Below are 20213 nucleotides of genomic sequence, written 5' to 3'. Positions count from 1 at the left end.
TGAAGAACACAAGGTTGATAGGTCAGAGGTGTAAGCATGGTAACATGTTTAGCTGACTGATACTAATAGGTCGAGGGCTTGACCAAATTAATTTAATCTGTGCAATTTTGAAAGAATAATTAATATTCTTTTATACATAAGTATTCCGTGGTAGCTCAATGGCGGAGCATTCGGCTGTTAACCGAAGGGTTGGAGGTTCGAGTCCTCTCCACGGAGCCATATATCTGGTAATAATGCCGCAGTGGTTACACCCGTTCCCATTCCGAACACGAAGGTTAAGCGCTGCAGGGTCGATGGTACTGCTCGGGAGACTGAGTGGAAGAGTAGAACGTTGCCAGGTTAAAAAGCACTAAGTGATAATCACTTAGTGCTTTTATTTTGTAGAATATAACGATATAAAAGTTTATTTAAAGATTATCATGGGATTATTAATATGTATTTCGTCTAAATAATTGAAAAGAAAACATATTAATGGAGGGATAGTAGTGAAGAAGCTTGGTACAATTACAGCCGCACTTGGCTTTATTTATTTGGGAGTATGGATGGTATTTAAAAATACCAATAGTACACTAGCAGAGGAATTATTCAAATGGTGGCCTATTTTAATTGTATTTTTAGGAATTGAGATTTTAGTTTATTTTGGAACAAGGAACTCAGAGCAAAAAATTGGTTTTAATTTTCTTGTTATAGTTGTTCTATTTTTGTTCATAGGGATTAATGGGGTGCAATTTGTTGGCAGTAAAATTGGCAGTGGAATTAATTGGCTTGGAAACAATGTAAAAGTAAATGACAGCATAGATTTTTTTAACAGTATAAATGAAAATAATTATAAAGTTATAAATTCCGAAGTAGATTTACAATCAGGATTAAAAACAATAAATTTATTAGTTAACAATGGAGACATAAGACTTAGAAAGTCTTCAGACGCAAATATAAAAATTGAGGCTAATATATATGTAGATAAAAACTATAATAACAATAAGTATAATATTAATTCAAATAAGAGCAATGAGGGATATACAATAGATATGAGGGAGAGCTATATTAAAAAGTCGGAAATATATTTATATATTCCTGAAGGATATAATGTAAAAGTGAATAGTGATAATATTAGGATTAAGAGTGAAGATGAAATAAAGGATTTAGCCTATGATATCAAGGCCCAAAATGGAAGTGTTGATTTGATTCAGGGTAAAAGCCTTAAACTCGATTTTAATAATGGAAGTGTTAAGGTAAGAGATATAAAAGATGTTGATATAAAAAGCAACAATGGAAGTATAAATTTAGATGGAGCTATTGAGAATATTGGCGTAAAGTCTAATAATGGACTTGTAAATATAAATAATAAGCTTTCCAGAAATATAGATATAAGCTTGAATATAGGTACAATAAAATTTAATACGGAAGATAAAAACATTGATTTAACTGTAGATATTAATCGTGGAGCAGTGGATATAAACGGAACTAAGAGGATAAATTCTTCAGTTAAGGAAACTATGGGAACTGGTGAAAATAAAGTTAAAATGCAAATTGATAATGGAGCTGTTACTGTAAGAAATCAGGAGTGATAGTATTGGATGAATTTGAATTAATAGATGGTTTGAAAAGCAAGGATGAACAGTGCTTTTTAGAAATAGTTAATAGATTTAAAAGAAAGGTTATCTCACTTTGTTATACCTATACAAGAGATTATAGCGAAGCAGAAGATTTATCTCAGGAGGTTTTTTTAAGTTTATATAATAGTATTAGAAATTTTAGGGGAGATTGCTCCATTTCAACTTATATATATCGTATAAGTTTATCTAAGTGTATGGATTATAAAAGAAAAAGAAGTATTAAAGGTTTTTTATCAGGACTTTGGAATATGCAGACATATAAAGACGAAGACCTAGATGATAAAAGCTATATAAGGCAGTGTATTATAAATCTCCCTGAAGAAATGAAGAAGGTTATTGTATTGTATTACTATATAGGTTTAACACAAAAAGAAATAGGAAGTATACTAAATATTTCAGAAAAAGCCGTAGAAGGAAGAATATATAGGGCTAAGCAAAAACTAAAAATAGAATTTGAAAAGGAGGGATATGTGCTATGCAGGAAAAACGAGACAGTATAGATGAAGCCATATTTGGAACCTTTAATAAATTTGAGCCAAGCAGCGACTATAATCAAAGATTGATTGAAAAGCTTCATAAGAATAGTTTTACAAAAAGAGAGAATATAAAACCTATAGCAGTAAGCTTAATACTTTCAGGGGTAATCGCTATGGTGCTGTATACTTCTGATATACAATTCAAAATTGCAGATTTTAAATATAAGGTTATCAGCCAGGTGCTTACAATGGACTATAATTACAAAAATGATGTGCAAAGAATCATAATGGGAGAGTGAATAAAATGAATAGAAGAAATAATTTTTTAACGTATCTACTAGCTTTATTTCCAGGTGTAGGGTATATGTATTTAGGACTTGTAATTAAAGGTGTAGAGACTCTGGCAATATTTATGCTTATAGATCCTTTATTTTCAATTGTAGGTTTAGGGTTTTTAACAGGCTTAGTCAAAATACCTATTTGGCTTTATGTATTCTTTGATACAATTAATACAGCAAAAAGATTAGATAATGGTGAGGTTATACAGGATGAAGATTTTATATTTAGAAAGCTAAATGCAAATTCATCATTTAATAATAGCTATAATACAGAAGGAATTAAAAAGAATGTATGGATTATTGTTGGATGGACATTAGTTGCATTAGGAGCATTAGCATTGACTAATAGAGTTCTGAGAAGTTTTGGACTTTATAATTTAATAAAATCTTATATGAGTATGTATTTGATACCGCTTGTATTTATATTAGTTGGTATTTATTTATTATTTAGAAACAAATCACAGCGTTAGAGAAAGGCTAAAGTGGAATTTAAATTATTCTTACTTTAGCCTTTTTACTATAATTATCTTATTAATACATTTGTGTTTATATAGTGAATTGTTAGAAAATATGATATTATATAGGATATAGGAATTAAATTTGTTGTTTTATAAAATATATTGATAAATTTTATACATAAATTATGAGAAAATAGAAATTAGGGGGAATTAGGAATGCTTTTTAGCAGGAAAAAGGAAGGTAATACAGAAGAATTAATAACTTTTACTCAGGAAATAAGGGATACAAAAGAATCAAGTAATGTAAATAAGCAAGTTTATCAGAATTTAATTGCTAAAAGAGTTTCGAATGAAGCTGAAGAAGCGCTAGAAGTTACGGAAATACTATTAAAGTCTGTTGCTGATATTAATATTGAAATGGAAAAGCATAGTGATCATATTATGAAGACAGTAAATGTTTCATCAGAGGTTGGAGCCTTTTCAGAAGAGGTTAATGCTGGAGTTGATGAAACTATGAAGGTTATAGAGGATACATTAGAAAAAGCAAAAAATGGACAAGTGTCTGTTAATAATGTAATAACAAGTATAGAGAATGTACAAAATACAGTTGAAAATATGAAGGGTACAATTTTAGAGCTTTCTGATAAATCTAACAAAATAAAAGGTATACTAGATACTATTAAAGGCATAGCAAAAACAACTCATCTGCTTTCGTTAAATGCGAATATTGAAGCTGCTAGGGCAGGAGAGGCAGGAAAAGGTTTCGCTGTCGTTGCAGGAGAAGTTAAAAAACTTGCAGAAAACAGTTCCAAATCTGCGGACGAAATAGACAGTATAGTTTCTGATATCACTAAAGTTACTGAGGAAACTTTAAATATAATTATAAATGGAACAGAAAAGGTTCTTGAGAGTACTTCTATTGCAGAAAATGCTGGCCAAGCCATAAATGATATGATGCAATCAGTTGAAAGAACTAAGGATATTTCTTCTCAAATAAGTAATGCTGTGAGGGATCAGGCTGATAAAAATCAATATCTAATTTCTGTTATTGATGAAATGGTGCAGGTATCAGAAAAGGTAAAGTCATTTAATGAAAATATTTCTGTGAATGCAGATAGACAAAAAGCTGCATTAAACAATTTAAAAGGGACTATTTCAAATTTAAATCAACTGTCTGCAATAGATAATATAGATAAGTCTACAGCTAAAACAGAATTTAAGATGACAGCGTCAACTCTTAGGACATTAGATCCATCTATGGCTACTCAAATTAATGATTCAAATATTTTAACACCGATTAATTTAGGATTAGTTCAGTTTGGTCCTGGGACAGAGGTTGTAAGTGCTATAGCAAAGACTTGGCATATTGAAAGTGATAATGTAACTTGGAGTTTTAATTTGAGAAAAAATATGAAGTTCCATAACGGAAGAAATATAACCGCAAGTGATATTAAATACAGTTATGAAAGGCTTCTAAGCAGAAAACATAATTCTCCTAACAGATGGTTTTTATCTATGGTTAAAGGTGCAGAAGATTTTTATAACGGAATAGCAAATGAAGTTTCAGGTATTAAAATAAATGGTGATTATAGTCTTAAAATTATTCTTGAATTTCCATACAGCTCATTTATTAATAATTTAGCTCATTGTTCTTGTGCAATACTTCCAAAGGAAGAGTTTGACAATGTAGAAATAAAACCTATTGGAGCAGGACCATATAAGTTTGTAAGTTTTGATAAACAGAAAAAAGAGATTGTTTTGGAAAAATTCGAAGGGTATGCTTTAGGTGAAGCATTAATTGATAATATAAGAGTTTTTTGTGATATTGAAGATTCCTTTGAAAGTTTTGTAAGTGGAGAGCTTGACTATATTACTGCGAATGCTTCTAATGCAAGTAAAATAAGAGAGAAAGGATATAATATTGATTTAGCAGAATGTATTGGAATAAGATTTATTGCTTTTAATTATAGAAGTAATAATCCAATAATCAAAAGCAAAGAAGCTAGACAAGCTTTAAATTATTGTATTGATAAAGAGAAAGTTATACAAGAAGCTTTGGGAGGATTTGAGGTAATATGTGAGGGGGCATTCCCAAACAGCATTTTAAGTAATAATAATTTAATGACATATAATCGAAATATAAGTAAGGCTAAAGAACTAATGAAAAGAAGCGGAATAAATTCTGGATCATTAACCTTGCAAATTGCGGCCAATGGAGGGAATTCAACTTTTCATTCTAGACTAGCACAAATTTTAAAAGAAAACTTAAGAGAAATAGGAATAGAACTAAAGATTTTAGAAGTAAATGGTGATAAGTATTATGATGAAGAATCATTTAAGAAAAGTGATTTATTTACCTATGGATGGCTTGGAGATTCAGGTACAGCTGATAACTTTATAGAGCCTCTTATAGACATAAATAATTCTTCTAATAGAAGCAGATATAATAATCCTAAACTTCTCGAGTTGGTAGATGAAGCAAAAAAGACTAGAAATCCATATAAGTATAAAGAAATATTATGTAATTTAGAAAACATAATTATGGAGGATTCAGCGTGGATACCATTATCAAATATATGTGTTTCTTATGCATATAATGAGAAGGTAAAAGGTTTAAAGGTACATCCGCTTAATATTATAAGTTTTTCAGATATTTGGAAAGAATAAAACAAAGCTCAGCAAATTTTGCTGAGCTTTGTTTTATTGCTTGCTAATTTCTTTTCCATTAGAAATAAGTATAATACTTCCATCTATATCTGTTCTATAGGTTGTTATCTTCCTGCTTTTTAATTCTGACAGGGTCTCTTTATGAGGATGGCCGTAATCATTATTTCGTCCACAGCTTATAACAGCTATTTTGGGTGATACTTTATCAAGAAATGCTTTACTGGAAGAAGAACTGCTCCCATGATGCCCTATTTTTATCACATCACTAGATATATCAAAGTTCTTGCTTAAAATTTCATTCTCGCTAAGCTTTTCTGCATCTCCCATGAATAGAAATTTATTATTGCCATAAGTTATTTTAATTACAGCAGAATAATTATTTAAATCTTCGTATTTGTTGCTGTTAGGTGCAAGCATTTCACATTTCACATTTTCACCTAAATTGAGCTCTACACCAGCTTTTGCAATTTTTACTTTTTTTCCATTAAGTGCTGTAATCATATTTTCAAAAGTTTTAGTAGTATTTGTTACTTTTGGCGCATAAAAGTCACCTATAGAAAACTTCTTAATAACAGCACTCATGCTGCCAATATGGTCTTCATGTGGATGTGTAGCAACTACATAATCTAAGGTTTTAACACCTTGTTTTTGAAGATAGGATATTATTTTATCTTTATCATCATTATTTCCGGCATCTATAAGAAGATTTTTACTATTTACTTGGACTAATATACTGTCAGCCTGCCCAACATCGATATAATGTATAATTAGCTTATCTGCATTTTTTGAATTAATGGTTTCGCTGGAGTTAACAGTTTGACAGCCGGCAAAAAATAATGCAAACACTAAGATAATGGATAGTATTTTAAGTGGTTTTTTAAAACAAAGCATTATTTATCAACTCCTTATCACATTTATACATACTACCATATACGCTATTTACTTGCAATAAATAAGGGTAATTTGTATAATAAGTATGTAAAATTAATATTATAGGAGGACATCACAAGTTATGCCGTATTTATGGGTTTTTTATGGAATTTATTTTTTAATAAAATTATATATTAAAAAAGTTAAGTTTGAAATTTTGAAGAAAAATATGACTCAAGAAGAAATAGATAATTATGCGTTTAAAGAAGTTAAAAGTTTGGCAAAAAGCTTAGTAGATGTAACAGGGTCTACTGTTAAGTTAATTGGTGAAGAAAATATTCCAGAAGGAAGCTGTGTTTTTGTAGGAAATCATCAGGCAAATTATGATATATTAGCGATGCTTGGATATGTTAATAAGCCTATAGGTTTTATTGCTAAAAAGGAACTTATGAAGCTTCCAGGGGTTAACTATTGGATGAAACAAATTCACTGCGTATTTATGGACAGAGAGGATCCAAGGGATTCTGTTAGGTCAATAATACAAGGCGTAGAGAATTTAAAGAAAGGATATTCAATGGTAATTTATCCTGAAGGTACAAGAAGTAAGGGTCCTGACATGGGTGAGTTTAAAAAAGGTGCAATGAAGCTTGCAACTAAAGCCGGAGTAGCTATAGTACCAGTTACTATAAATAATACCTATGAGATTTTTGAAGCGCAAAATGGAAAGAAAGTTAAGGCTTCTAAAGTAGATATTATATTTTCAAAACCTATTGAAACAAAAGGGCTTACCAAGGAAGAACAAAGTAATTTGTCGGAAAATATTAAGGCTATAATTCAAGAAAATTTAGATAATATAATATAAAATAGGATATTCCGTAAAATTATTTTATGGAATATCCTATTTCTTTAACAGCAAATCTTGAAGTAGACATATTTTAGACTTTAAAATGATGTTTTCTTTTGATAAATTTAAAAGCTTTTTATTTGTAGCTTCATTTTCTTTCTTTATATAAGTTAGTATGCTTTTAAGTTCTTCAGCTTTTTTATGCTTATCTGTAATGATAGGCTCATATATTTTCTGCAGTGTAATTTGCTTATTGAATATAAATGATAACCTATTGTAAAATTTAAATATATACAATTTTATTTTCTTAAAAATATAATTAAGTGCAGCTTTAAATTCGTCCATAATACACTCCAATCTATAGATAAACAATACAAAAACTTAATTTATACAGAGGAAAGATAGTTAAGCTTCACCACCTTTTACGCTGTATAAATTTATAGTTGAAGTTGTTTGTCTATATTAAGATGTTTATTATAATATATATCAAGAAATTGTAGTAAGTGCTGGTTATTAATCATCTATTAGTAAAAACTATTATACTATATATAATCGTATAATAGCTTAAAATTATTATATCAAAATTTTAATAAGCGAGTTGATAGTATGAAAAATAATGATTTTTTCAATTTCAAGTTCTTAAACAAATACTATGTTAAGAATAAGGAAAAAGAAATTAAGAGATTGGAAGATTTAAAGCTAAAGCTTTTAGAAGATATTGAAGAAGAAAAATTAAAACAACAGAAGAATGAAATCAGTTTAGAGAAGCTGACTTATGAAAACAGCCAGCTTAATAGTCAGTACAATAACTTATTAAATATAGCTGTAAATAGAGGTCTTATTTCTAATATAGAAAATACAAATTTTAATATCAAGGAATGGGATAACCTATATATTTATAAAAAGTCTGGCAAGTATTTTTTAAAAGATAAGAATAATATTGATTATGGAAGCTTGGAAAAAGATATTACTGAACTACTTGACGACATATTCAAAAGAGGTTTCAACTGCAGCATTGTCGTTATTAGAGCTACAAATAAGATAGTTAAAATACAGATAAGATTCTTCAAAAAAGAAGAGTAGATATCTTTTTAAGAAGATATCTACTCTTCTTTTACTTGTTTAAAATAATCATCTATTATTTTTTCTGCCATTCTCTTTTGCATATTTGCTGAGCTTGTAAGCATTAAGACTGTAAGTATATGCTGAACTAAGTCTTCATCGTTTGATTCTATTTCCAAAGACTTTTTATTTACAAGTTCAATTTTATTTTTAAACCATTGATTGAACTCTTCCATTTGAACTTTATTTATATCTAAAAAAGTATTATAAATTTCTTCTAATATTTGGCTTTCCTTTGAGGAAGAAAGCTTTTTTATTATTGGGGCTAGAACTAAACCAGTATCATTTATTGAAAGAGTTTGTTTTAAGTTGTAAATAAGTGCAAGAAGCACCATCTGATCTTTTGAGTATTTTTTTCCTTTCACAGGTAGCAAAAGTTTTGCTTTAGCATAATTATTTATCATAGTTTTAGTTAGTATTTTTTCATCATTGTCTCTTTTTAGATTTTTAAGTTTTTCATCAAAAAAAGTCGTAACTTGATCCATGTAAAGGTCAACACAAGGTATATCAGAAATCTTAATATCTTCATAATTCGAAACTTCTTCTATTAATTTAAACATTTTCTCATTATCTTCTTTCAACATAATCACTCTCCGAAACTTCGCTACAATCATTATAATGTTAATTACTATAACTGACAAGTTATAATATTATAAAAGCAGCTGACCCTTTGAAATAATAGAAGCTGTACCGCCAACTAATATTTGTATATTATTACTGACTATAAGTTTTGTTAATATATTTGATGGCCTATTCATAGCTTCACCTTGTCTGAAAATATATTTTCTATTAAAATCCTTAATAACATTATTTTTGTATAGATAATAAGTAAGAGAGGCATTTGAAGTACCTGTAGCACACTCTTCATTAATCAGATATAGTGGAGCAAAATTCCTGCAGTTTGCAGTATATTCTGAACTGTTTATTGTAAAGGCATGAACTCCAACAACTTCAAGGATTTTAGATAAGTGTTCTAAAGCCTTAAAGTCAGGTTTCATACTGTTTAAGATATGTGATGTTTTTACTGGAAGCATTATATCATAAAGTCCAGTTGATATTATTTCAGGCTTTAAATAAAAGTCAAGATCTCCTATATCATGGTTTTCTATTCCCATAGCTTTAGCTAGCGCTGTAATTGATGCATTTTCTAAACAGACTCCTGATTTTGGTATGCTGGTTTCCATAAAAATATTATCATTTTGTATCTCTACAGATAAAAACTCAGAGTTTGTTTTTAAAATATAAATTTTATTGTTATGTACTAGATTTAAATATTTGAGTACATGAAAACTGGCTATGGTGGCGTGACCGCATAAAGCAATTTCAGAGTTAGGTGTAAAATATCGTATGTAAAATGTATCTGCAGATAATTGTTTTATAAAAGCAGTTTCTGAAAATTTAAGTTCAGAAGCTACTTTCTGCATTAATTCCTCATCACAGTTATTATATAAAACAACGCCGGCAGTATTGCCGCCAAAAGGTTTGTCAGTAAAAGCATCTACAATATAGAAATCCATAATTTCTCCTTCATTGAAGCACTGGAGGGTTTAATGTGATTGTTTCAGCACGTAAACTACCCATATAAGGTTACCTAGACCTTTAACTTCAAAATAATCAATTTGTATTTATTATAATATAAATTGAAGTTATAAGAATATGTTTAATGTAACAAACATACAATATTTTTTAGAAGTTTATTTTATTATTTTAAATTGCAGACTTGATTTTTAAGCTTCTTTATGTTGAAATAAGACTAGGGGCAAATATGAAAGGATGGTTTATTTTATGAGTAATGTTTTAAAAGATCTAAAACCAAATGACGTTTTTAAATATTTCGAGGAGATTACAAGAATACCAAGAGGCTCAGGAAATGAAAAAGGAATAAGTGATTATTTAGTAGCTTTCGCCAAGGAGCACAATTTAGAGGTTATTCAGGACGAAGCTTTAAACGTTATCATTAAGAAGCCTGGAACTTCAGGATATGAAAATGCTCCAACTGTTATACTTCAAGGACATATGGACATGGTAAATGAAAAAAACCAAGGAACAGAGCATGATTTTGATAAAGATCCTCTAAAGCTTAGAATTGAAGGGGATATGATTTATGCTACTGGTACAACTCTTGGTGCAGATAATGGTATAGCTATAGCTTATGCGATGGCACTTCTTGCATCAAAGGATATTGCACATCCTCCAGTTGAGGTTTTGGTGACTACTGATGAAGAAACAGGAATGAGCGGCGCAATGGCATTAAATCCAGAACATTTAAACGGAAGAATGTTAATTAACATAGATTCAGAAGAGGAAGGAAAGCTATTGGTTAGCTGTGCTGGAGGTGTAAGAACTACTTCAGCTCTTGGCATAAACTGGGAGAGCTCAAAGCAAAATGAAACTTATGCTGTAATAAGAATAAGAGGTCTTAAGGGCGGACACTCAGGTATGGAAATACATAAGGGAAGAGGAAACGCTAATAAACTTATGGGACGTGTTCTTCATGATGTTCTTAGTACAATAGATTTTCAATTAGTTTCCTTAAACGGTGGAGCAAAGAATAACGCAATTCCACGTGAAGCAGATGCTGTAATAGCTCTTGATAACACTAAAATTGAAGCAGTAAAAGCTAAAGTAGAAGAATGGAACAAGGTATTTAAGAACGAATTTAAAGTTTCTGATGCGGATGTAAAAGTACAAATTGAAGCTTTAAACAGCAAGTTTGAAAAGATATTCTCTAAAGATACTACAAAGAAGGCAGTTGAACTACTCTTTGTTTATCCAAGTGGAATTCAGACAATGAGCATGGAAATAAAAGACTTGGTACAAAGTTCTACAAATCTTGGTGTTGTAACAACATTTGAGAATGAAGTACACTATGATAGTGCTACAAGAAGCTCAGTTAAGAGTTTAAAATATGATGCAGTTGATCAGACAAAAGTAATTGCAGAAGCAATGGGAGCTAAATTCTCTACACAATCAGATTATCCTGACTGGCAGTACAATGCTGAATCAAAGCTTAGAAAGATATTTGAAAAAGTATATAAGGATATTAATGGAATAGATCCAGAAATAGTTGCTATACATGCTGGGGTTGAGTGTGGATTATTTAAAGAAAAATTCGGAGAGATTGATATGATATCCTTTGGACCAAATCTTTATGATGTTCATACACCAGAAGAGCATATGAGTATATCTTCAACTCAAAGAATGTGGGATTATCTTGTCGAAGTTCTTAAAGAAATGAAATAAATTAATAAAATTTTACCCCTGTGTTATTGCACAGGGGTTTTTTGATGTAATAATTTAAGCTTTTAAGAAAAAGCTAATACTATAATAATCGTAAGGGTGGTGCTAAGTTGAATAAGGCAATTTTTTTAGATAGAGATGGTGTTATTAATGATAATTCTAGTAAACCAGTAAATGTACCAGAAGATTTAATTATTTATGAAGGGGTTGGAGAAGCATTAAGTATGATTCAAAAGCAAGGCTATGATTTATTTATAGTTACTAACCAAGGAGGTATAGAACTTGGGCATTTAACTCCAGAGGCTTTGGATAAAATTCATAGAAAGCTTGAAGATGACTTAAGAGAATACTGTACTTTTAAAGAAATATCATATTGCCCAGACTATTATAAAAACTCAAAATGCAGAAAGCCAAAACCTGGAATGATTTTGAATTTGGCTAAGAAATATGATATAAATTTAGCAAACAGTTGGATGATTGGTGATATGGATACAGATATTCAAGCAGGTATAGCAGCAGGATGTAAAACTGCTAAAATAGGAAAGATAAATTCAGAGGCAGATATTAATGGGAAAAATTTATATGAGGTTATTAAAAAAATACTATCTTAAGTAAGAATTATTATCCAAGTTATAAATAATGTAGTATAATATAAAGTGGATTAAGTTTGATAAACAGTACAGGGGGGGATAATTTGATAAAGAAAGGACTTGAATTATTTAATATTAAAAAACACTTTGACGGTGAACATAAGCCGCAGCTTATGGCTTTAGACTTTATAAAGTATATAGGACCTGGACTTTTGGTTACGGTAGGGTTTATTGATCCTGGTAATTGGGCTTCAAATGTTTCTGCTGGAGGAGATTACGGATATAAGCTTTTATGGATGGTTACACTATCTACTATTATGCTTATAGTACTTCAGCATAATGCAGCTCATTTAGGAATTGCTTCAGGACTTTGTCTATCAGAAGCAGCTACAATACATCTAAATAAAAGAGTGTCAAGAATAACACTAATATCAGCTATGCTTGCAGCTGTATCTACAGCCATGGCAGAGATACTTGGAGCCTCCATAGCTTTAAATATGATTTTTGGATTGCCTTTAAAAATTGGAGCTGTAATATCAACTGCAGTTGTAATATGGATGCTCTATGCAAACTCATATAAAAAGCTAGAGAAATGGATAATAGGCTTTGTTTCAATTATCGGTCTTTCATTTATTTTTGAGCTTACATTAGTTCATATTCCATGGAACGAAGCTATAGTAAGCTGGGTTAAGCCAACTATACCTAAAGGTTCTCTTCCTATAATAATGAGTGTATTAGGTGCAGTAGTAATGCCTCATAATCTGTATCTTCATTCAGAGATAATACAGAGCAGGCAGTGGAATTTAGAAAATGAGGAAATTATTAATAAGCAGTTAAAGTATGAATTTGCAGATACACTTTTATCTATGATAATTGGGTGGGCAATAAATAGTGCTATGATATTAATTGCAGCAGCAACATTTTTTACTCACGGAATTCATGTTACCGCATTAGATCAAGCTCAAAGTATGCTCAAGCCTCTTCTTGGAAATACAGCTTCTATAGTATTTGCTTTAGCACTTTTGTTTTCAGGTTTATCTTCAAGCGTAACTGCAGGCATGGCAGGAGGATCTATCTTCGCAGGACTTTATGGAGAGCCATATGATATAAGAGACAACCACACAAAGCTTGGAGTAGGTTTAACTTTAATAGTAGCTGCTATTGTAATATTTTTTATAAAAGATCCATTTAATGGACTTGTTGTTTCACAAATGCTTTTAAGCATACAGCTGCCGTTTACAATATTTCTCCAAATATATCTTACTTCTTCAAAGAAGGTTATGGGTAAGTATGCAAACAGCATAGTTGATAACATTGCACTGTGGGTTATTGGAATTATAGTTACAGTGTTAAATATTGCATTACTAATAAGCTACTTAATATAGGTAGCTTATTTTGTTATGCCTAGTTATTGTTTGCACATAAATTTAGGATATAATTAAATATATATAATGCAATTTATTTTTGATTAAAGGTTGGAGGAATACTATGGAAAAGTATAAAATACTCATAGTTGATGATGACAAAGACATAGTTAATTTAGTGACCGATATATTAACTGATGAAGGTTTTGCTGTAGAGAATGCTAGTGATGGGTTAACAGCATTAAGGAGAATAAAAAATAATATTTATAATCTTATAATATTGGACATTATGCTTCCTGATGTTGATGGGCTCCAAATATGTAAAAAAATTAGAGATGATGTTGATATTCCAATAATATTTTTAAGTGCCAAAAATAAAAGTGTAGATAAGGTGATAGGTTTTGAGCTTGGAGCAGACGATTACATTACAAAGCCTTTTGATGACAATGAATTAGTTTCAAGAATAAAAGCTCATTTGAGAAGACAGGAAAGAATACTTACGGCAAATTCAAAAAATACCGAAGTGATAAAATATGATGGTATTCAAATAAATAAAAATTCCTTTGAAGCAATAGTAGATGAGAAAAAAGTGGATTTATCAACAAGAGAGTTCCAGATATTATGCTACATAATGGAAAACCCCAATAGAGTATTGACTAGAGAGCAAATATATGATGGGGTATGGGGATATGATGATTATGGAGATATTAACACAGTAACTGTTCATATAAAAAAGCTTAGAGAAAAGGTAGATAAGGAAGGAAAGTATATTAAGACAATTTGGGGTGTAGGGTATAAATTTGTAGGTGAATAATATGAAAAGTATTTATCAAAAAATTACGGCTATATTATTAATAAGCTTTATAATTCAAATAATTTTAATTGGAGCGTTTTATAGACAGGTTGTTGTAAAACGTATTATTGCAGAAATAAATCAGCAAGAAAATAAAAGACAGGTAATTTTGCAGGAAGCTATAGATGCAGTTCAGAAATACCCTGTTAAACCTGAAAGAGCTGAAAAAACCTTGAATACTTATTCTAAAAAGTATAATGTAAGTTTTGAGGTAAAAAATACAGAGGGAGAATTAATTTTTTCTACTTCAAGTTCTGTAAAACAGGATAATATTATCATGGAGCAGGGCTATGTAAAAGCATCAGGAAAATTAAGCTATATAGTATATGGATATTTTCCGGCTAAAATTAATAATATAGATGGAAGTTTAGGGCAGAAGCGAGTAAGAATAGTAATAACTGTAGTAATTTTTACTTTTGGTGCGCTGACACTTTACCTTGTATATAGAATTTTAGCTAATCCTTTAAAAAAGTTAAGCAAGGCAATTAATAATATGAATTATGGAAATACAATAATTAAAATACCGTACTACAGTGAGGATGAATTTGGACTTTTGTGCAGAAATTTTGAAGATATGGGGATAAGATTGAAAAATTCTGAAGATAGCCAGCAGGAGCTTGTGCAGGCTATATCTCATGATATAAAAACCCCCCTTACATCTATTATAGGATATTCAAAAAGATTAGTTGAAAATAAAGTAGAAGAAGCAAAGAAAAATGAATACTATAATACGATATTTAGGAAAGCAAATGATTTAAAAAATATAGTTGAAGAGTTGGAGGACTATGGAAACATTAATCAAGATAGCAAGTATAATAAAGTGAAGACAGGCTTTAGGGAATACATTAAGTATATACAAGAAGAGATAAAACAAGAGATAGAGCATGATGTAAGTACTTTAACCTATATAAATGACATAGATAATGATATTACAGTTAATATAGATAAAGTAAAAGTAAAAAGAGTTTTTTGGAATATTGTTCAAAATTCCTTAAAGTATTGTGATTATAAATGTAATATTGATATTAGCTGCAAGTTAACTAATAATAAAGTCTTAGTACAAATAAGTGATAATGGAGTGGGTGTACCGGAGGAACAGATAAATAGAATATTTGATAGATTTTATAGAATTGATAGTTCAAGATCTAGAGAAAAGGGAGGAATAGGACTAGGACTTGCAATTTGCAAGGATATTATAAATAAGCATGAGGGGGAAATAGGAGCTTTCAATAAAGAGGAAGGCGGACTATGCATATGGTTTACAATTCCTATATGCTCATAGTAGCTCATACAGTCATATTTAAGCTTAGCAAAACAAATAAATTTGTGGTATAATTTTACTAATATATTATATATGTAATTAATGAATGATTTTTTAAAGTTGGTTAGGGGGAATTTATTTAATGGAAAGCGAGCCTGATAGTATTTTGCTTCAAGTTCTTTTTATTTTTGTTTTAGTTTTAATCAATGCATTTTTTGCAGCTAGTGAAATAGCTGTAATATCACTAAATAAAACAAAGATAAATTATATGTCTAATGAAGGAAACAAGAAAGCAAAATTACTAATCAAACTCTTAGAAGAGCCAAGTAAGTTTTTAGCAACTATTCAAGTTGGAATAACTTTGGCGGGATTTTTGGCAAGTGCTTCTGCAGCAGTGGGTATTTCACAATATGTTTCAAAGTTTATAAGTAGGATTGGAATTTCTTTTATAGCTGGAGCAAGTGATGAAATTTCATTAATTCTTGTTACTATTATACTATCTTTTTTAACCTTAGTTTTAGGAGAGCTTTTACCTAAAAGAATAGCACTTCAAAATTCTGAAAGTATAGCTATGTTTGTAGCTCGGCCTATACTGATTATTTCTAAGATAACTCTTCCGTTTGTTAAAGTGCTGACAGCATCTACTAACTTTTTTGGGCGGATTTTTAATGTAAAAGCTGAAGATGCGGAAGAGGAAGTAACAGAAGAAGAAATAAGAATGATGATTGATGTGGGTGAAGAAAACGGAGTTCTTAACGAAACAGAGAAAGAGATGATTGATGGAATATTTGAATTTGATAACACTTTAGCCAAAGAGATAATGACTCCGAGAACTAATGTATTTACTTTAGATATAGAGACTTCAGTAAAAGAAATAATTGATAAGGTTTTAGAAGAGCAGTATTCAAGGATACCAGTGTATGAAGAAGAAACAGACAATATTATCGGTATTCTTTTTATGAAAGATTTATTTATAGCTGTAACTAAAACTAAGCCTGAAGAAATATGTATAAGAGATTTACTTAGACAAGCATATTTTGTTCCTGAAACAAAAAATATTGATATATTATTTAGAGAACTTCAAAAGAGTAAAAATCATATGGCAATCTTAATAGATGAATATGGTGGATTTTCAGGCGTAGTAACTATAGAGGATTTAATAGAAGAGGTTATGGGGAATATATTTGATGAATATGATGAGGATTATGAATCAAGTGAATATATTCAGAAGATGGATAATTCAACTTATATGGTAAGTGGTATGGTTGGTATTGACGAGATAAACGAAAAGCTTAATATAAATCTTCCATCAGAACATTTTGATACTGTAGGCGGATTTGTTATTGATCTTTTAGGCAGCATACCTAAGGAGAATGAAGAACCTGTAGTTGAATATGAAAATTTAGTTATCAAAGTTGAGAAGATAAATGAAAAAAGAATAGAATTATTGAAAATTTGTATGCAGTGATAAATAAGGAAGTCTTAATTTGACTTCCTTTTTATATTGCCTTTATTTTATGATTGAATTTCTTGCAGAATTCAATATGACAGCATAGAGTATACACATAATCAGAAAGCCTATAACTTTGCTTGTGACATGGGGAATCCCATATTCGATAAACCTATTTTAACATTAAACTTAAACTATGTTAAGTTTAATTAACATTGAGATAATATTGACTTAATGTTGAATAGTTAAAATAGAAAATGTAGAAACTAATTGAAGATAATGAATGGAGGTTTTAATAAATGAAATCAAGAAAGTTTAGAACTGTAGTTGCAGGACTAGCAATAGCTGTAGTAGCTGGTACATTTGCAGGCTGTGGAAATAAGGCGGATCAAAGTGGAAATTCATCTCAGTCACCATCTAATAAAGAATTATCAGGAAGCATAACTGCATCAGGGTCAACAGCTCTTCAACCTCTTGCTGAGCAGGTATCAAAAATATTTACTGATGCAAACCCAGGAGCTACTGTTAACATACAAGGAGGGGGAAGCGGAACAGGGCTTACTCAGGTTTTACAAGGTAATGTGGACATAGGAAACTCTGATATATTTGCAGAAGAAAAATTAAAGCCAGAAGAAGCAAAAACTTTAGTTGATCATAAAGTTGCTGTTGTAGGTTTTGCAGTTGTAGTAAACAACAAAATAAAAATTGATAATTTAAGCAAGGCTGATTTAATAAAAATATTCACAGGACAAGTTACAAACTGGAAGGAAGTTGGCGGAGACGATGTTAAGATACAGCTTATAAACAGGCCAAAGTCATCCGGAACAAGAGCTACTTTTAAAAAATATGCTTTAGATGGAAAAGATGAAGCAGAAGGTACTGCACTTCAAGAAGACTCAAGTGGTGCAGTAAAGAATGCAATACAAGCTACTGACGGAGCTATAGGATATTTAGCACTATCATATTTAACTGCTGACGTTAGAAAAGATATAAAGGTATTAAAGCTTGATAATGTAGAAGCTAATAAGGACAGTATAACAAGCGGAAAATATCCAATTTGGTCATATGAACATATGTATACTAAAGGTGAACCAAAAGAAGTTGCAAAAGCTTTCTTAGATTATATGGTGAGCAGCAATGCTAAGCCATTAGTAGATAAATTAAATTATATACCAGTATCAGATATGAAGGTTTCAAGATAGTTCCCCTGACTGGCTGCAAATGCACCAGTCTTTCTGTCCGTATTAAATAAATATTGAGGTAGGGATTATGGAGAAAAAAAGTTTAGTAAAAAGAATTAAAAATGAATATTTGGGACGAACTTTCGCAACTATATGCGGACTGTTCATAATTGTACTTACGTTGGCAATAATATTCTTTGTTGCTTCAAAAGGTTTAAATATTTTTATCAAAGATAAATATTCTATAGGCAAATTTTTGCTTTCAGGGAATTGGAAGCCGGACCTTACAGCTGAAAAAGGCGGTCCTCAATTTGGAACACTAATTTTTATGCTTGGTTCAGTTTTTGTTTCTATTGGTTCAGTTATTATTAGTGCTCCTATAGGAATAGCCTTAGCAATCTTTATGAATCAAATTTCTCCTAAACTTGGAGAAAAGGTTATGCAGCCAGCTATGGAAATATTTGTTGGAATACCATCTGTTGTTTACGGGTGGGTAGGTATAACAGTATTAGTGCCGTTCATAAAAGGAAGCTTCGGCGGACTTGGCTTCAGCTTGCTGGCGGGAATACTTGTACTTAGTATTATGATACTTCCTACTATAACCAGTATATCTTCAGATGCAATAAGAACAATTCCAAAAGACTATATAGAAGCCTCATATGGGCTTGGAGCTACCAGATGGCAGACTATAAGCAGAGTGATAATACCTGCTTCGAAAAGTGGAATTTTAACAGGTGTAGTGCTTGGAATTGCCAGAGCCTTTGGAGAAGCTTTAGCGGTTCAAATGGTTATAGGAAACTCTATAAGCTTTGTAAAAGGTTTAACTGGTACAACTTCAACATTAACTAGCATACTTACAATGGATATGGCTAATACACCAGCTGGAACTGCTTGGAATGATGCTTTATGGGCAATGGCATTACTGCTCTTAGTTATTTCATTTATATTTATTATAATAATAAGAAGAATAGGAAGAAGAGGTGAGGTATAATGAATGCAAAAATAAAAGATAAAATTGCTACAATAATTTTATATATTATATCTTCACTTGTAATACTGCTGCTAGTGATGTTTGTTGGGTATATTATTTATAATGGAAGATTTTCCTTAAATCCAAACTTCTTATTTGGAGAACCAAAGTTTGCAGAAGCAGGCGGAGGAATAGGACGTCAGCTTTTTAATTCCTTCTACTTATTAATTATAGCAATGCTTATAACAATACCCTTAGGATTAGGTGCAGGCATATATTTAGCAGAATATGCTAAAGAAGGTAAGCTTTTAAATATAATTAGACTTAGTATAGAGACTATGGCATCACTTCCATCTATTGTTGTAGGATTATTTGGACTTTTAGTTTTTGTACAGCTAACAGGATGGGGATACACTGTTCTTTCAGGAGCTCTGGCAATAGCTATATTAAATCTTCCTTCACTGACAAGAGTAAGTGAAAATGCAATTAGGTCAGCGTCAAAGGGTGTTAAAGAGGCCAGCCTTGGGCTTGGAGCTACACAATGGCAGACTATTAAAAAAGTAATTCTTCCATCAGCAATTCCTCAAATATTGACTGGAATAATACTTGCGGCAGGAAGAATATTTGGGGAAGCTGCAGCACTTTTATATACGGCAGGAATGAGTGCTTCAAAACTTAATTTTTCTAACGTAAGTTTAACTAATAAAACTTCACCATTCAGCCTTTTTAGGCCATCGGAAACCCTAGCTGTTTATATATGGAAACTCAATTCGGAAGGTATGGTTCCGGATGCAGCGAAAATTGCGGGTGGAGCAGCTGCTGTACTTGTAATAATGGTATTATTATTTAATGTATTAGCTAGACTATTAGGTAAATGGATATATAACTCATATACAGGAACGAAATAGGGGGA

General features: G+C 30.7%; 20 protein-coding genes, 1 tRNA gene and 2 rRNA genes. 19 read left to right on the top strand and 4 right to left on the bottom strand.

Features of this window, described 5'->3' with window-relative positions:
- The 8 genes from JK636_RS21915 to JK636_RS21880 all read left to right on the top strand — a co-directional run.
- Window positions 1-86, top strand: a 23S ribosomal RNA gene (locus tag JK636_RS21915); the annotation flags it as partial.
- Window positions 87-144: 58 nt separating this feature from the next.
- A tRNA-Asn gene (locus JK636_RS21910) sits at window positions 145-219 on the top strand.
- A 4-nt stretch (window positions 220-223) separates the two neighbouring features.
- Window positions 224-340, top strand: a 5S ribosomal RNA gene (rrf, locus tag JK636_RS21905).
- 145 nt (window positions 341-485) lie between these two features.
- The gene (locus JK636_RS21900) at window positions 486-1568 is read left to right on the top strand and encodes a DUF4097 family beta strand repeat-containing protein (RefSeq protein WP_202751110.1); all 1083 of its coding nucleotides are present in this window, start codon (window positions 486-488) and stop codon (window positions 1566-1568) included.
- A 5-nt stretch (window positions 1569-1573) separates the two neighbouring features.
- Complete coding sequence (locus tag JK636_RS21895; RefSeq protein WP_202751109.1) at window positions 1574-2116, top strand: RNA polymerase sigma factor; 543 nt, start codon at window positions 1574-1576, stop codon at window positions 2114-2116.
- Window positions 2092-2391 carry a hypothetical protein gene (locus JK636_RS21890; protein ID WP_202751108.1) on the top strand — a complete coding sequence of 100 codons (300 nt, stop codon included), beginning with the start codon at window positions 2092-2094 and terminating at the stop codon, window positions 2389-2391. The genes JK636_RS21895 and JK636_RS21890 overlap by 25 nt, the downstream gene beginning before the upstream one ends.
- Before the next feature lie 5 nt (window positions 2392-2396).
- On the top strand, window positions 2397-2900 hold the full coding sequence (locus JK636_RS21885; protein WP_202751107.1) for a hypothetical protein: 504 nt from the start codon (window positions 2397-2399) through the stop codon (window positions 2898-2900).
- Window positions 2901-3104: 204 nt separating this feature from the next.
- Window positions 3105-5555, top strand: a complete 2451-nt coding sequence (locus JK636_RS21880) for an ABC transporter substrate-binding protein (RefSeq protein ID WP_202751106.1) — start codon at window positions 3105-3107, stop codon at window positions 5553-5555.
- A 33-nt stretch (window positions 5556-5588) separates the two neighbouring features.
- On the opposite strand, the gene JK636_RS21875 is transcribed toward JK636_RS21880, so the two are convergent.
- Window positions 5589-6446 (bottom strand): ComEC/Rec2 family competence protein, encoded by an 858-nt coding sequence (locus tag JK636_RS21875; RefSeq protein ID WP_202751105.1) that lies wholly within the window; start codon window positions 6444-6446, stop codon window positions 5589-5591.
- Window positions 6447-6567: 121 nt separating this feature from the next.
- Between JK636_RS21875 and JK636_RS21870 the strand changes: the two genes are divergently transcribed.
- On the top strand, window positions 6568-7287 hold the full coding sequence (locus tag JK636_RS21870) for a lysophospholipid acyltransferase family protein (protein WP_202751104.1): 720 nt from the start codon (window positions 6568-6570) through the stop codon (window positions 7285-7287).
- 36 nt (window positions 7288-7323) lie between these two features.
- On the opposite strand, the gene JK636_RS21865 is transcribed toward JK636_RS21870, so the two are convergent.
- Window positions 7324-7614, bottom strand: a complete 291-nt coding sequence (locus JK636_RS21865; RefSeq protein WP_202751103.1) for a hypothetical protein — start codon at window positions 7612-7614, stop codon at window positions 7324-7326.
- Window positions 7615-7875: 261 nt separating this feature from the next.
- Here JK636_RS21865 and JK636_RS21860 point away from each other — a divergent pair, with 261 nt between their 5' ends.
- Window positions 7876-8352 carry a hypothetical protein gene (locus JK636_RS21860; protein WP_202751102.1) on the top strand — a complete coding sequence of 159 codons (477 nt, stop codon included), beginning with the start codon at window positions 7876-7878 and terminating at the stop codon, window positions 8350-8352.
- Between the two features lie 20 nt (window positions 8353-8372).
- On the opposite strand, the gene JK636_RS21855 is transcribed toward JK636_RS21860, so the two are convergent.
- Entirely contained in the window at window positions 8373-8975 is a 603-nt protein-coding gene (locus JK636_RS21855; RefSeq protein ID WP_202751101.1) for a DUF1836 domain-containing protein, read from the bottom strand.
- Between the two features lie 66 nt (window positions 8976-9041).
- The gene (locus JK636_RS21850) at window positions 9042-9908 is read right to left on the bottom strand and encodes a PhzF family phenazine biosynthesis protein (RefSeq protein WP_202751100.1); all 867 of its coding nucleotides are present in this window, start codon (window positions 9906-9908) and stop codon (window positions 9042-9044) included.
- A gap of 268 nt (window positions 9909-10176) precedes the next feature.
- Between JK636_RS21850 and JK636_RS21845 the strand changes: the two genes are divergently transcribed.
- The 9 genes from JK636_RS21845 (at window position 10177) to pstA (ending at window position 20208) form a co-directional block, all read left to right on the top strand.
- Window positions 10177-11634: an aminoacyl-histidine dipeptidase gene (locus JK636_RS21845; RefSeq protein ID WP_202751099.1), complete on the top strand. Its 1458-nt coding sequence runs from the start codon at window positions 10177-10179 to the stop codon at window positions 11632-11634.
- A 107-nt stretch (window positions 11635-11741) separates the two neighbouring features.
- Window positions 11742-12242 (top strand): D-glycero-alpha-D-manno-heptose-1,7-bisphosphate 7-phosphatase, encoded by a 501-nt coding sequence (locus JK636_RS21840; RefSeq protein ID WP_202751098.1) that lies wholly within the window; start codon window positions 11742-11744, stop codon window positions 12240-12242.
- A gap of 152 nt (window positions 12243-12394) precedes the next feature.
- Window positions 12395-13606 (top strand): Nramp family divalent metal transporter, encoded by a 1212-nt coding sequence (locus JK636_RS21835; protein ID WP_202751132.1) that lies wholly within the window; start codon window positions 12395-12397, stop codon window positions 13604-13606.
- 103 nt (window positions 13607-13709) lie between these two features.
- Entirely contained in the window at window positions 13710-14399 is a 690-nt protein-coding gene (locus JK636_RS21830; RefSeq protein ID WP_202751097.1) for a response regulator transcription factor, read from the top strand.
- A 1-nt stretch (window position 14400) separates the two neighbouring features.
- The gene (locus tag JK636_RS21825; protein ID WP_202751096.1) at window positions 14401-15720 is read left to right on the top strand and encodes a sensor histidine kinase; all 1320 of its coding nucleotides are present in this window, start codon (window positions 14401-14403) and stop codon (window positions 15718-15720) included.
- A gap of 121 nt (window positions 15721-15841) precedes the next feature.
- Window positions 15842-17167 (top strand): hemolysin family protein, encoded by a 1326-nt coding sequence (locus tag JK636_RS21820; protein ID WP_202751095.1) that lies wholly within the window; start codon window positions 15842-15844, stop codon window positions 17165-17167.
- A gap of 281 nt (window positions 17168-17448) precedes the next feature.
- On the top strand, window positions 17449-18351 hold the full coding sequence (locus JK636_RS21815) for a phosphate ABC transporter substrate-binding protein (RefSeq protein WP_202751094.1): 903 nt from the start codon (window positions 17449-17451) through the stop codon (window positions 18349-18351).
- A gap of 67 nt (window positions 18352-18418) precedes the next feature.
- Entirely contained in the window at window positions 18419-19321 is a 903-nt protein-coding gene (pstC, locus tag JK636_RS21810; RefSeq protein ID WP_202751093.1) for a phosphate ABC transporter permease subunit PstC, read from the top strand.
- The gene (pstA, locus tag JK636_RS21805) at window positions 19321-20208 is read left to right on the top strand and encodes a phosphate ABC transporter permease PstA (RefSeq protein ID WP_202751092.1); all 888 of its coding nucleotides are present in this window, start codon (window positions 19321-19323) and stop codon (window positions 20206-20208) included. Before pstC ends, pstA begins: the two co-directional genes overlap by 1 nt.
- The last annotated feature ends 5 nt before the right edge of the window (window positions 20209-20213 follow it).

Origin of the sequence: Clostridium rhizosphaerae, from assembly GCF_016765585.1 — a bacterium.
Taxonomy (GTDB): domain Bacteria; phylum Bacillota; class Clostridia; order Clostridiales; family Clostridiaceae; genus Clostridium_AT; species Clostridium_AT rhizosphaerae.
This window is presented reverse-complemented; position numbering and strand designations above follow the sequence as displayed.